The following is a 13,348-nucleotide window of genomic DNA, read 5'->3' as shown; positions in this document are numbered from 1 at the left end:
CAGTCGTCGGCCCGCGCGCTCACTCCGTTCACACGCGGTAAACAGCGTCGCTCGGGTTCTTCGAACCTCTCGCTCGCTGACACCTCTCTTGTGGACGGATCCACATGGGACGTAACGGAGAGAGGGAGAACTACTCGTTCCGGGCGATCGTCAGATACCCCGTGTGTCCCACGGGTGCCGTCGACGGCCGCGAGCCGCGGTCGTCGAACTGCATCTCGCGCTGGATCGTCTCTCGCGTCCGGATATTCGCCAACCCGGCCTCGCGGGCCGCCTCCACGACGTCGCGCGTCGACTCGATGAACGGACTGTAGACCGCGACGAAGCCACCTTCAACCAGCAGTTCTGGTGCGTGCGTAACAATCTCGGCCGCGTCACCCGTATCGAGGGTGAGTACGTCGAACGGTGCGGACTCGAGTGCCCCTGCCTCCAGTTCTTCGGTCAGGTCGCCGGTCCGGACGTCGACGGCATCTGCAACGCCGCCGAGTTCCATGTTCTCGCGAGCGACGTCGGCGAACTCGGGGTCTCGTTCGTACGTTACGACTGTGGCACCAGCGCGGGCCATCGAGGCCGAGAGGACGCCGGTCCCGGTACCGGTGTCGAGGACGCGGTCACCGCGGGCGATTCCGGTTTCGCCGATGATAAGCCCGATATCGCGGGGGACCATCGGCGCACCCGTGCGCTCGAAGTGGTGAAAGAGGTCCGGGCCGCGGAGTCGTCGAACGTGGAAGGCTTCGTCCAGGTGCGTCTCAACGGTATCACCCGGTTCGACGTCTGCGGGGACCTCGAGGATGCCGAGGTCGGTCCCCATCTCCTCGCCGGGCTGGACGAGGAACTCGCGGTCGTCCCGAACGAGCAGGACGGGTGGCTGGTCTGGTGACTCCTCGTCCGGTTGCGTGTCCGCATTCGTTTCTGTTTCCACTCCTGCTTCCGCGTCGGTTTCTGCTTCGGCTTCCGCGTCCGCGTCCGATTCCGCGTCCGCGTCCGATTCCGCGTCCGCGTCCGATTCCGCTTCCACGTCCGCGTCCGCTTCGGCGCTCTGGTCGCTCTCACCGTCGCTCACGGGCGCTCACTCCGTTCGTGTTGCTGTTCTCGACACTGGTTTCGTCTCTGTCTGCGCCCCTCTCTGCATCCATCTCCGCATCGATGCACGACTCGAGTCACTCGAGTTCCTCGACCGCTGCGGCCAGGTCGCCGTCGTTGTCCTCGAGTGCGGCGCGGGCCTCGTCCTCGCTGGCGCCAGTTCGGGTTGCAACCATTTCGATGTCGCCTTCTGGAATGGCGGGTTCTGAGTCTGCGCTCCCCGCATCGCCGCCGGCGGAGCCGGCTTCGACCTGTTCGGGCGAGCCGATGATCTGGTAGGTTTCCTGACCGCGAGCGTCCATCTTCGTGACTTCGGCGTCGTTGAAGACGAGGTCGTACTCGTCGGTGCGGATGATGACCTCTTCAGCGTCGACGTCCTCGACGTCGATACCCATCTGCTGCATCATCTGTTCCATCTTGCGCGGATTGAGTCCGCCGCCTCCTCCAAACATACCCGACACGTCGCCTCCCGCGACCTTTTACTTTGTCGTTCGTCGGCTCCGTCCTGGATCAGTCTGCGGTTCCTGCGTCCGTGGTCTCTGTCTCCGTCGATGCAATCCGCTCGGCGTCGTCTTCGAGTTCCGTCGGTAACGGATGTGGCTTCGGCGTTTCGTACTGCATCGTCTCGAAGTCGATCGGAAACGTCTCCGAGACGAACGGTGGTGCGAAGTAGATGCCAGGCCCGAGTACGTCGCGAACCTCACCAGAGACCACGAGCAACCGTCCTTCCCCGTCCGGGACGTACTGAACTGACGACCAGACGACACCCAGGAGTACGACGGGTAGTAAGATGAGTGTGAGAAGAAGTGTCGAAACCATACGGACAGATTCGAGCGATTAGTCAAAAAGAATACGAATATCGGCTGGCGTAACACCTACTCTGGCGCAGGCGCACCCTCGCGAACGTTCACCGCCATCCCCGTCTCGAAATCCGCAATCGACGCCGCGTCCAGCTCCGCACGACCGACCGCGAGCAACTCGCCGCGCTCGTGAACCACCAGCACCTCGTCGCCCGGTCGAATCTCCTCGCCCGCATCGAGTACGAACTTCGTAAAGACGTTTTTCTCGTCGCGCACGAACGGCTCACTCTCGTCGTCAACGATCACGCGATAGACCGGGGACTCGAGTACCTCCGCCAGCCGGCGGCCGCCCTCGAGTCCGAGGGTGAATCGGCCGTCGATGCCGAAGGAGACGATGCGGCCGTCCTTGGCGTGGACCTGCTGGGGGCGGCCGGAGGAGGTTCGTTTGATGGTGAGTTCGTTGGTGTCTGTGTCGGTGTCGATGTCTGTGTCTGTGTCTGTGTCTGTGTCTGTGTCGGTGTCTGTGGCGGCCGCAGAACCGTCTGTATCGGGAAAGAGTGCCGCGCCTGCACCAGCACCGAACTGGTAATCCGCGATCGTCCGCAGCGTGGAGAGACCCGCGTTTCCGTCGACTGGCTCGCTCATTGGGCGTGGTTTCGTCCGCTGGGTCGAAAGCCCTTCGATGGCCTGTTGGGTACCGATCACAGCCAACGGACACGTCTACGTGAATACAACGAGACGACCGGGTGCAGCCGTTGATCACGACTATTATATACTCCGACTTGGTAATATCGCGTGAATGGATGTCGTTCAGATTGCGCTCGGAACGATACTGCTCGCGGTGAGTGGGCTCGTTCTCGCCGGCCCATCGATTCTTGAGACGAACGCAGGCGGCTACCCTGTCGCTGGCGTCGTCGCAGGGGCGGCCCTCGCCGTCGGCGCGATCGCTGTCGTGCTCGACCTCGCACGGTCGACGCCGTCGTAAGCGTCGGTATCGCCAGTAGCGTCAGTAGCGTCGACAGCGACAACCGCAGAAGCCGTCTGTCAGTGTCGGATTCGAACTCGAGTGCACGTCTGCTCGTGTTGTCGTCTCACGGCGTGTCGTCTCACGCCGTGAGTCGGAAGTGTGAAATACGAACTGCGGAGCGCGCGCTCAGAGCAAGAACGTCTCGGGTCGCTCGTCGAGGTCGAGGAACGTATCCGTCGCGTCGATGAGTTCGTCGGCCGTCGAGGATTCGAACGCCATTACTTCGACGCGCACGCCCTCGTGTCGCAGGTGCGAGCAGAGTCGTGAGAAGTCGCCGTCACCCGTACAGAGGACGACCGTGTCGACGTGATTCGCGAGCGTCACCGCGTCGAGACTCATGCCGACGTCCCAGTCGGCCTTCTTGGTGCCGTCGGAGAACGTCTTGATGTCTTTGATCTTGGTCTCGAAGCCGATATCCACCAGCGCGTCGAAGAAGCTCTCTTCTTCGGGGGCGTCCGCGCGAATCACGTACGCGATAGCGCGCGTGAGCTGGCGATCCTGTACGGCCTTCGAGAGGAGGGCCGAATAATCGATATTGCGGCTGTGCAGACTCTGCGCCGAGTGATACAGGTTCTGCGCGTCGACGAGAACGGCAACGCGCTGACCGGGATGAATTTCCGTCATGTGTTAGCTTGGACTGGGTACGCATAAAAAGAACCCCGTTCGTGAAGGGTGTTCGGGGTGGACTGACGGCTCTCTCGGAGTTCTCGGTCTGGACGGCATGCTCACTCCAGCCATCTGTTGTACTCACTCCACCCATCACACCATCTCGAACGGCTCCGCTGTCGCAAGTGACCAGCAAAACAGAAATGGCAAGTCGAAACCGCCGGCAGGAACTGCGATCAGTGCCGAAGCTTCTCGATACGCTTCTCGGTCGGCGGGTGGCTCGCGAACAGCTTCTGCATGAGGCTGCGGTCCGTATTCAGGATACACAGCGCGCTGACCGTCTCGTCGACCTGCGATTCACGACCCTCGGCGCCGCGGGAGATCTTCTCGAGTGCGCGGGCGAGCGGGTCGCCGGTGCCGATGTACTGTCGGGCGTCGTCGTCGGCGACGTACTCGCGGTAGCGCGAGATGGCCATGACGAGGATCGTCGTGAGCAGCTGGGAAATCATCATCGCGGCGTAGGCAACGAAGAAGTTGTTGTCGTCGCGGACGAAGAAGAACACGGCGTAGCTGATGACCATTCCGACCGACTGTCCGAGGATCATCGTAATGGTGTCGCGGTTGTTCAGGTGAGCGAGTTCGTGTGCGATGACGCCCTCGAGTTCGTCGCGCTCGAGGAGCTGGATGAGTTCGTTCGAGACGCAGACGACGCCGGCACCTTTCCGCCCGGTCGCGAACGCGTTTGGAACGCCCATATCCTGGACGACGAGCTTTGGCTTGTCGAGGCCCATATCCCGTGAGAGAGATTCGGTCATCTGGTGAATCTCGCGGTACTGGCCCTCGTTGGGCATCTCTTCGGTGCCGCGAAGCGCCATCCACTTGCCGAACTTGTACTGGGCTGCGGGGAGGACGATGATGCTGAGTGCCAGCACGGGCAGGAGGCTGACTCCGAACATCGCCGAGAAGAACAGCGCGGCGGCGAAGTACAGGGCGAACAGGACGAATCCAACGAACGCCATTCGGAGTTTTAACTGTGTGTTTCGCATAGCCGGTGGTTAGCAATCAGGAAGTATAAAGGAAGCGGGACTCGGCGAGCAAATCGCGTTCCGAGGCCATGCTAACAGATGCCACTATGCTGGTGAGTGGCCGAACTGACGTTCCGGTCAGTCATGGGCCCTGCGAAGGCAGGTCAGCGAATACCATCGAGCGAGGGAAGTCACAACGGCTAAGTTCGTCCGGGTCACGCTATCGGGTATGCGTCACGTCACTCATCGGATCGGCGACCTCGTCGTGAGTGGCGTCTTTTCTCGCTTTCCGAAACGTAAACGCGTCTGAGAGTGCTCGTCGCGAGCGTAGCGAACTCGTTTCGGGCACGCTTCGACCGACTGTCACTCCTGCAGACCGATTGTCGACAGTCTCGACTCGTAACGGCCACTGACACGATAGTAAGGACGTGGCCAGGATGTGTGTCCCCCTCACGACACACAACACGAATACACCACACGACCGACGCACAATACGACTAACGCACCACCGCAACAACGCAGCTCAATCCACTATGACACAAGAACTCGACCTTTCCGGCGTCTTCCCCGCAATGTGTACGCCGTTCGACGAAGACGAACGCATCGACTTTGAAACACTCCAGCAGGACGCACAGCGACTCGAGGCGGCAGGCGTCGACGGCCTCGTTCCCGTCGGCTCTACCGGCGAATCCGCGACCCTGACCCACGACGAACACGTCCGCGTCGTCGAAGCGGTAATCGACGCCGTCGACGACGTGCCCGTCATCGCTGGCTCCGGATCCAACAACACGCGCGAAGCCCTGGAACTCTCGGAGCGCTCGGCCGACGCCGGCGCGGACGGCCTGCTGCTGATCTCCCCGTACTACAACAAGCCTGAACAGCGCGGGCTGGTCGACCACTATCGGACGATCGCTGACGCAGTCGACCTGCCACAGATCGTCTACAACGTCCCCTCGCGGACGGGACAGACGATCGAACCCGACACCGCCGTCGAACTCGCGAGCCACGAGAATATCGCGGGCTACAAGGCCGCAAGCGGCGACCTCGGCATGATCGGTGAGATCGCAGAGCGCACGATGGACGAGGAGTTCGCCGTCCTCTCGGGTGACGACGCGATGACGCTGCCGATCATCTCGGTCGGCGGCACGGGGACGATTAGCGTCGCCGCGAACATCGAGCCCGAACGGACCTGCGCGATGGTGGGCGCGGCGCTCGACGGCGACTACGCACGCGCACAGAACCTCCACCACGAACTCGGGCCGCTCTTCCGCGAGCTGTTCGTCGAGACGAACCCGATTCCGGTCAAGGAAGCCATGCAGATCCGCGGCTACGGACCAGCCCGGATGCGGCCGCCGCTCACCCGACTCGCCGAGGAGTACCGCGCGGATCTCGAAGCTGTCCTCGACGACCTCGAGCGTGAGACGACCGACGTAGCAAACGCCGAACCAGAGGGTGATCGATGACGGAGCCGACCCGAATCGGCGTCACCGGTGCAACCGGCCGCATGGGCCGCGAGGTCATCGCCGCTATCACGGACCGTGAGGACTGTGTGGTCGCGTTTGCGGTCAACCGTGAACCCAACGGCGAGACCGTCGACGGCGTCGAGATCGAGCCTGCAGCGGAGTTCGACTCGCTACTCGCTGAGCGCGAGCCAGACGCCGTCATCGACTTCACCGGTCCCGAATCGGCACTCGAGTACGTGCAGGCCTGTACCGACGCCGACGCCGACGCTGGCGACGACACCACGACGACCACCGCCTTCGTCACCGGCACCACCGGCTTCACCGACGACCAGCACGACGTACTCGAGTCCGCCGCCGAGTCGATTCCGGTTCTCCACGCGCCCAACTTCGCGCGCGGCGTGCAGGCGCTGGTGAACGTCGTCGGCGACGTGGTCCAGAATTTGCCGGGCTACGACGTCGAACTCGTCGAGGCCCACCACAACGCAAAGCGAGACGCACCGAGCGGGACGGCAAACCGGCTGCTCGACGAGATTGAGGCGAACGGAGAGTTCGGTGACCGTACCCATGGCCGCGAGGGCGAGGCCCCACGTGAGGGAAGCGAAATCGGTGTCCACGCGATCCGCGCGGGCAACATCACGGGCGAACACGAGATTATCCTCGCGGGCAACCACGAGGAGGTTCGCCTGACCCACCGCGCCGAGGACCGGGGCGTTTTTGCCGCGGGCGCGGTCGACGCAGCGGTCTGGATCGCAGGAGCAAAGGCAGGAAGCTACGACTTTGCGGACGTGATCGACGCATGAGTATGAGTACGCTCGAAACCGAAATCGACGAGCTGTGGGAACGGAAACAGAACGGTGAGATCGACGCCGACTCGGCCGGCGAGGATGCCCTCGACACCCTCGAGGCATTCCTCTCGGCGCTGGAGGACGGCGAGATCCGTGCCGCAGCAAAGACCGATGGCGAGTGGGAAGCCAACCAGTGGGTCAAGCAGGGAATCCTGCTCAACTTCGGCCTCCGGGAAAATCAGGCCTACGAGTACGGCAACGTCGACCACTACGACGTACTGCCGCTGCGCGAGACTGACGACCTCGGCGCGCGCGGCACCCGCAACACGCCGGACGGGACGACGATCCGCCGCGGGGCCTACCTCGGCTCGGACTGCATCATGATGAGCCCGAGCTTCGTCAACATCGGCGCGCACATCGGCGACGGGACGCTCGTCGACTCCTGTGACACTGTCGGCTCCTGTGCGCAGATCGGCGAGAACGTCAAGCTTGGCGCGAATACTCTCATCGGCGGCGTGCTGGAGCCGGTCGAGAGCGCGCCGGTCATCGTCGAGGACAACGTCTCGCTCGGTGCCGGCTGCCGCGTCACCAGCGGCTTCGTCGTCGGCGAGAACAGCGTCGTCGGCGAGAATACCCTGCTGACGCCGCGGATCCCGGTCTACGACCTCGTCGAGGAAGAGGTGCTGTACGGCGAACTGCCCGCGAACCGCCGTGCGTTCACCCGCTTCGTCGAATCCTCGGTTAGCGACCACGACCTCTTCGAGGGTGGCGCGTACAAGCCCGCCGTCGTCGCCACCGACCTCGAGACGGAGACACTCGAGGCGACCGAGCGCGAGGACGCACTGCGCGAGTAATCCGAGAATCCGAGAATCCGAGAATCCGAGAGCCGACCGTTTTCAGCGACACATCCTCCCGTCGGAGTGCACTTCCCCTCGCGCCGTGAACAGTACGTGTGACGCGGACACATCTTTCCTTACCGCCCGTCGGCCTCGGCACAATGGGAATCGACAATCCTGGCGTGATCGAGACGGCACTCGAGTACGGCTACAGACATCTCGATACAGCGCAGATATACGGCAACGAGGCCGTCGTTGGCGACGGACTGTCCCAGAGTTCGGTCCCGCGTGCGGACGTAACCGTCGCGACGAAGGTCTGGGCCGACAGCCTCGCGCCGGACGACGTGCACCGCACGACTGCGGAGAGTCTCGACAGACTGGGACTCGAGTTCGTCGACTTGTTGTACGTACACCGTCCGATCGAGGCGTACGATCCCGAGGAAACGTTGCCGGCCTTCGAGACCCTTTGTGACGCGGGCACCATCGGTGGCATCGGCGTGAGCAACTTTTCGCGCGAGGAACTCGAGACGGTCCACTCCGTTCTCGACACGCCGATTGCGGCCCATCAGGTCGAGTACCACCCGTTGTTCCAGCCCGACGAGTTGCTCGCTCACGCCCGCGAGCACGGCTATCCGCTCGTGGCGTACTCGCCGCTGGCGAACGGGCAGGCACGGCAGGTCGACGCACTCGTCGACATCGCCGAGGATCACGAGACGACGGCCGAAGCGGTCTGTCTCGCGTGGCTACTGGCGAAAGACGGGGTCGTGACGATTCCGAAATCGAGCAGCGCCGATCACCTGCGGGCGAATCTCGAGGCACAGGACCTCGAACTTTCGCCTGCCGAGTGTGAGCGCATCGACACGATCGACCGAACTAAAGAACTGTTTCCGGAATGAACGGGGTCCACGACTGCCCGAACCCAAACCCTTGACTGCTCCTGGTCACGTATGGTGACCAATGACCGACCTTGCGGATTCGCCGGCCGTTCGCCGGCTCGCTGACTGGGATCACGACCGACTCGCATCCCTCGCCGAGGAGTACGACACGCCGCTGTACGTGACCGACCTCGACCGGGTCAAGGAGAACTACACCCGCTTCGCGTCGGCGTTCCCCGACGCCGAGGTCATGTACGCCGCGAAGGCGCACACGGGGAAGGCGGTTCTCGAGGCCGTTCTCGAGGCTGGCGGCGAAATCGAGTGTGCGGCCTGGGGCGAACTACAGCGCTCGATCGACGCCGGCGCAGACCCGAACACGCTCCAGTACACCGCGGTCAATCCGCCGGATCACGATCTGGACTACGCGACCGATCTTGCCGCCGAGAACCCGGGACTAACGATCACCATCGGCGCGACTGACACCCTCGACCGCCTGGCCGAACGGGGCTACGACGGCCGGATCGCCATCCGAATCAATCCCGGTATCGGCACGGGTCACCACGAGAAGGTTGCCACCGGCGCGGACGCGAAGTTCGGCATCCCCTACGATCGCGTCCCCGAGGTCGCAGACCGCGTCCGCGAAGAGTTCGACCTCGTCGGCCTCCACGCCCACGCGGGCAGCGGCGTTCTGACGGAGGGGCTCGAGGAGCACTGCCGCGCAATCGAACGCGTCGGCGAGATGGCCCGTCGCGTCGGCGACGAGGACTTGGAGTTCGTCGATGTGGGCGGCGGCTACGGCGTCCCGTACCGCGAGGACGACGAGCCGCTCGACCTCGAGAAGACCTCGAACATGGTCCGCGACGCCGTGGGCGACCTCGAGGCCACGCTCAAACTCGAGCCGGGTCGCTACGTCGTCGCTGACGCCTCAGTCATCCTGAGCGAGGTGAACACGATCAAGGAGGCACCGGACACCACGGTCGTCGGCATCGACGCCAGCCTGGCGACGCTGATCCGACCCGCGATGTTCGGCTCCTACCACCCGATGTACAACGTCAGTGCGCCGGATCGCGAGCCCCACGAGGTCACTGTCGGCGGCCCGGTCTGTACCAGCGCGGACGTCTTCGCACACGACCGGCCGGTCGCCCGCCCGGAGCGCGAGGACATCATCGCTATCGGGAACGCGGGTTCCTACGGCTACGAACTCGCGAGTCAGTTCCACTCCCAGCCCCGACCAGCGGAGGTTGCACTCGAGAACGGCGAGGCGCGCGTCGTGCGCCGGCGGGAGACGCTCGACGACGTGACCCGCGTCGAGCAGTAGTCAGTACGCCGTCCAGCGTTCGAGAACTTCCGACACGTATTCCGGCTGGCTGTAGGATGGCCGAAATCGAAACAGATCGCCGATTTTGAGGTCGCTAAACGCTTCTTGGCTCAGACGGTAACTGGTCGTATCACCCGCAAGGAACGGCATCGACGAATCGCTCGACGCGGCGTCGTCTCGGTCGGCTAGCGTCACTCGACCGTCGAAGACGAACTCGTCGAACGATTCACTAAGTCGATCAGTCACGACCGATTCGACGGTGAGCGGTGGCTCGGGGGTCGAATACTCTGCCCCGTCCTCGAGCGTCTCCTCGTACACGGGAGAAATGACGATCTCGTCGGGAACCATCGGAGCGACGTGTGCTCCGTCAGGGATGCCCGGATACGTTTCGGGCTCGATACGCTGTGGGAAGACTACTGGTGCGTCGTTCTCCTCGAGCGGAAGGTCCTCGTCTGCAAACGGACGCGCATCGAACAGTTCGTAGGCGTGGTCGTTCCGGACGCCAAACACTCGCTTGGAACCGAGCGACGCCTCGATCGGGTCGTGTGGAGTAACGACGTCTCGAGCCGACACACGAGCGTCGGCACATCCAGCGAGCGCCGTTGTCGCGCCCGTCCCGCAGATGGTGAGAAACGTTCGTCTGTCGGAGGGCATGACACACAATTGAAACCACAGCAAAAAATAACGTTCGTTCGACAGATACCGGACCGGACAGGACGACGGCAGAGTCGTGCTATCGAACGAAAGATTGCGCTTATCACCCGCCAGTGGGAAACGAGGATTATCCACGTTCGTCGACGAGATCGACGAAACCACAATAATGAGCTTTAATATTGCTGCTTTCCACGCCGATGCCGTATCGACGTCCTCCCACGAAGACGTCGGCGAGATGCGCGAACTACTGATTGAAACGCTCGAGGACGCCGGCCTCGAACCCGAGACCGACGGTTTCGGGAACGTTCTCGCGAGCAAAGGTATCGACGACGGTCCACACCTCGTCCTGAACACACACATCGACACCGTCGCGCCGCACGTTCCCTACGAGCGCGACGGCGATGTCGTCCGCGGGCGTGGGGCCTGCGACGCGAAGGGACCGCTCGCCGCCCTGCTGGCTGCCTTTATGCGGGTCGATCCGACGACTGGCAAACTGACGCTCGCGATCACGCCCGACGAGGAGACGCTGATGACCGGTGCGGCAGGACTGCAGGATCGACTCTCCGCGGACGGCTACATCGTCGGCGAGCCCACCGACCTCGACGTCTGTATCGCCGCCCGCGGCCAGTGTGAGGGGACCGTCACCATCGAGGGAGAGAGCGGCCACGCCGCGAGCGTCCCCGCCGAACGAAACCCCGTTTTCGGCCTCGAGCACGTACTCGAGTCCCTCCGCGAGTACGACGACGCCGCGGGTCTCGGCGCGGACGACGTGCTCGGCGAACCGAAGCTGACGCCGACCGTACTCGAGGGCGGCGAGGCGTCGAACCGCGTTCCAGAGCGCTGTCGGCTCACGTTCGATCGTCGGAGCGTCCCGCCGGAGACGAGCGAGTCATTCCGTGCGGATCTGGAGCGGTTTCTCGTGGATCGGCTACCGAGCGATCACGCAGTCGACGTCTCGGTGGATCTCATCCGCCCCGATACGCCGTTTCCGCAGGCGTTCGTGACCGACGGGGAGACAGAGCTGGTGCGAACGCTGCAGGACGCAAGCGGCGGCGAGGTGCGGCCGTTCGGGGCGGCAACCGAGGCTGGTTTCTTTGCTGCTGACGCGCCGACGGTCGTCTTCGGTCCGGGTGTCCTCGCAGACGAAGAAGGTGCTGTCGCACACGCCGAGCGCGAGTACGTGCGGCTCTCAGCCGTCGAGGCTGCGGCTGACGCAGTCGAGGAGACGCTGTCTGTCCTCGTCGGCTGAGCGGTAGCGGTATCGCAGAACGCTGCTCACCACTTCGTCGAGATGTACAACAGCGCGATCATACACAGGATCGCGATGAGAAAGAGGATCGCGGTGGCGATTTCGGGGAAGAGACGCTCGACCATAGTCGAGCGTTGGCAGTCGAGCGTCAAATCGGTACTGATTCTCAGTTTTCGATGTCTTCGATGTCGTCGACCAGCCCAGCCGCAATACCGGTGTATCCCGCCGGCGTCAGCGCGGCGAGTTCCTCGCGCACGTCCTCATCCACGTCAAGATCTGCGAACAGTTCCTGGAAATCGTCGAGTGTCACGTCCTTCCCGCGGGTGAGCGCTTTCACCTGTTCGTAGGCATCTTCCTGGCCCTCACGGCGAAGAATCGTCTGGACCGCCTCGCCGATAATTTCTGGCGTGGACTCGAGTGCCTCGCGCATGACGTGCTCGTTGGGGACGACCTTCTCGAGGCCGGCGGCTGTCTTCGAGTAGCCGATCAGGCAGTGAGCGAAGGCGGCACCGATGTTGCGTTTAACGGTCGAATCGGAGAGGTCACGCTGGAGCCGCGAGGTGGTGATGTAGTCGCCCAGGAACGTGAGATCGGAGTTGGCCTTCGAGAGGTTGCCCTCGCTGTTCTCGAAGTCGATCGGGTTGACCTTGTGGGGCATCGTCGACGACCCCGTCTCACCTGCGACGGCCTCCTGGCCGAGGTAGCGGTCGGAGACGTACAGCCACATGTCCAGGTCGAGGTCGAGGAGCACGCTGTTTGCACGTCCGAACGCGTCGAACAGCGCCGCGAGGTCGTCACAGGGGTTGACCTGCGTCGTGAGTTCGGTGAACTCGAGTCCGAGTCGCTCGACGAAGTCGGCGGCGAAGGACTGCCAGTCGACGTCGGGGTAGGCGGCGACGTGGGCCGCGTAGGTTCCCGACGCGCCGCCGAGTTTGCCCGAGAGGTCGTCTGTCGCCGTGCGGATCTGGCCGGTCGCTCTCCCGAGTCGGGCGGCGTAGACGGCGAGTTCCTTGCCGAAAGTCGTCGGCGTCGCGGGCTGGCCGTGGGTCCGTGCGAGCATCGACAGGTCGCGGTACTCTCTGGCCATCTCGGCGAGGGTGTCCTGCACGTCGTACAGCTCCGGCAGCAACACCCCGTCGACGGCGTCGCGGACGAGCAGCCGGTGGGCGAGGTTGTTCACGTCCTCGCTTGTCAGTCCGAAGTGGATCCACGCGGAGGCGTCGCTGTCCTCGGGTAGCCGGTGGCGGACGAAGTACTCGACGGCTTTCACGTCGTGGTTCGTCGCCTCGAACTCCTCGTGGCCCGTGGTTTCGAGTTTCTTGATCAGTCGGGCGTCCTCCTCGGCGAAGTGTTTGTACAGGCTTCGAAGCGTCTCGCGCTCGTCGAGGTCGAGTTCGAGCGGCGTCGCCTCGAGGTCAGCAAGGGCGATCAGATACTCGACTTCGACGCGGACGCGGGCGCGCATGAGCGCGGCCTCGCTGGCGTACGGCGAGAGCCGTTCCGTTCGGTTGCCGTAGCGCCCGTCGAGCGGCGAGACCGCGTACAGTGCGTCGGTGTCGGTCATTGTCCGAGAGTTTCTAGCGCCGTGCAAAAGGGTGTCGAAACGTGTGCCCGTTTCGGCCACGACTGT

The 13,348-nt window shown here is 63.5% G+C and carries 15 protein-coding genes; 7 read left to right on the top strand and 8 right to left on the bottom strand.

The window, feature by feature from the left end; translation table 11 throughout:
* Positions 1–130: 130 nt before the first annotated feature.
* The 4 genes from NMAG_RS13245 to NMAG_RS13230 form a co-directional block, all read right to left on the bottom strand.
* Positions 131–919, bottom strand: coding sequence for a methyltransferase domain-containing protein (locus NMAG_RS13245; protein WP_049916226.1), 789 nt, complete (start codon positions 917–919; stop codon positions 131–133).
* Between the two features lie 238 nt (positions 920–1,157).
* Positions 1,158–1,532, bottom strand: a complete 375-nt coding sequence (locus NMAG_RS13240) for a nascent polypeptide-associated complex protein (protein ID WP_012996718.1) — start codon at positions 1,530–1,532, stop codon at positions 1,158–1,160.
* Positions 1,533–1,590: 58 nt separating this feature from the next.
* Positions 1,591–1,899 (bottom strand): hypothetical protein, encoded by a 309-nt coding sequence (locus NMAG_RS13235; RefSeq protein WP_004214972.1) that lies wholly within the window; start codon positions 1,897–1,899, stop codon positions 1,591–1,593.
* Positions 1,900–1,955: 56 nt separating this feature from the next.
* On the bottom strand, positions 1,956–2,525 hold the full coding sequence (locus tag NMAG_RS13230; protein WP_004214974.1) for a PUA domain-containing protein: 570 nt from the start codon (positions 2,523–2,525) through the stop codon (positions 1,956–1,958).
* A 154-nt stretch (positions 2,526–2,679) separates the two neighbouring features.
* Here NMAG_RS13230 and NMAG_RS13225 point away from each other — a divergent pair, with 154 nt between their 5' ends.
* Positions 2,680–2,865 (top strand): hypothetical protein, encoded by a 186-nt coding sequence (locus tag NMAG_RS13225; protein WP_004214975.1) that lies wholly within the window; start codon positions 2,680–2,682, stop codon positions 2,863–2,865.
* A gap of 168 nt (positions 2,866–3,033) precedes the next feature.
* Here NMAG_RS13225 and NMAG_RS13220 read toward each other — a convergent pair whose 3' ends face one another.
* Complete coding sequence (locus NMAG_RS13220; RefSeq protein ID WP_004214977.1) at positions 3,034–3,531, bottom strand: LabA-like NYN domain-containing protein; 498 nt, start codon at positions 3,529–3,531, stop codon at positions 3,034–3,036.
* Positions 3,532–3,749: 218 nt separating this feature from the next.
* Entirely contained in the window at positions 3,750–4,559 is an 810-nt protein-coding gene (locus NMAG_RS13215; protein WP_004214981.1) for a M48 family metallopeptidase, read from the bottom strand.
* A 512-nt stretch (positions 4,560–5,071) separates the two neighbouring features.
* Between NMAG_RS13215 and dapA the strand changes: the two genes are divergently transcribed.
* The 5 genes from dapA (at position 5,072) to lysA (ending at position 9,815) form a co-directional block, all read left to right on the top strand.
* Complete coding sequence (gene dapA, locus NMAG_RS13210; RefSeq protein WP_004214983.1) at positions 5,072–6,001, top strand: 4-hydroxy-tetrahydrodipicolinate synthase; 930 nt, start codon at positions 5,072–5,074, stop codon at positions 5,999–6,001.
* Positions 5,998–6,801 carry a 4-hydroxy-tetrahydrodipicolinate reductase gene (gene dapB, locus NMAG_RS13205; RefSeq protein WP_004214985.1) on the top strand — a complete coding sequence of 268 codons (804 nt, stop codon included), beginning with the start codon at positions 5,998–6,000 and terminating at the stop codon, positions 6,799–6,801. Before dapA ends, dapB begins: the two co-directional genes overlap by 4 nt.
* Positions 6,802–6,803: 2 nt before the next feature.
* The gene (locus tag NMAG_RS13200) at positions 6,804–7,640 is read left to right on the top strand and encodes a 2,3,4,5-tetrahydropyridine-2,6-dicarboxylate N-succinyltransferase (RefSeq protein WP_049916221.1); all 837 of its coding nucleotides are present in this window, start codon (positions 6,804–6,806) and stop codon (positions 7,638–7,640) included.
* Positions 7,641–7,783: 143 nt separating this feature from the next.
* Positions 7,784–8,518 (top strand): aldo/keto reductase, encoded by a 735-nt coding sequence (locus NMAG_RS13195; protein ID WP_004214987.1) that lies wholly within the window; start codon positions 7,784–7,786, stop codon positions 8,516–8,518.
* Positions 8,519–8,579: 61 nt separating this feature from the next.
* Positions 8,580–9,815: a diaminopimelate decarboxylase gene (gene lysA, locus NMAG_RS13190; protein WP_004214988.1), complete on the top strand. Its 1,236-nt coding sequence runs from the start codon at positions 8,580–8,582 to the stop codon at positions 9,813–9,815.
* On the opposite strand, the gene NMAG_RS13185 is transcribed toward lysA, so the two are convergent.
* A complete protein-coding gene (locus NMAG_RS13185; RefSeq protein WP_004214989.1) occupies positions 9,816–10,469 on the bottom strand; it encodes a hypothetical protein in 654 nt (217 codons plus the stop codon).
* Between the two features lie 166 nt (positions 10,470–10,635).
* Between NMAG_RS13185 and NMAG_RS13180 the strand changes: the two genes are divergently transcribed.
* Entirely contained in the window at positions 10,636–11,718 is a 1,083-nt protein-coding gene (locus tag NMAG_RS13180) for a M20 family metallopeptidase (protein ID WP_004214990.1), read from the top strand.
* Between the two features lie 166 nt (positions 11,719–11,884).
* On the opposite strand, the gene purB is transcribed toward NMAG_RS13180, so the two are convergent.
* The gene (gene purB, locus NMAG_RS13175; RefSeq protein WP_004214992.1) at positions 11,885–13,282 is read right to left on the bottom strand and encodes an adenylosuccinate lyase; all 1,398 of its coding nucleotides are present in this window, start codon (positions 13,280–13,282) and stop codon (positions 11,885–11,887) included.
* Between the last annotated feature and the right edge of the window lie 66 nt (positions 13,283–13,348).

Origin of the sequence: Natrialba magadii ATCC 43099, assembly GCF_000025625.1 — an archaeon.
In the GTDB taxonomy this organism is placed as follows: domain Archaea; phylum Halobacteriota; class Halobacteria; order Halobacteriales; family Natrialbaceae; genus Natrialba; species Natrialba magadii.
The sequence above is the reverse complement of the archived record's forward strand: the minus strand, read 5'-3'. Positions and strand labels throughout refer to the sequence as shown.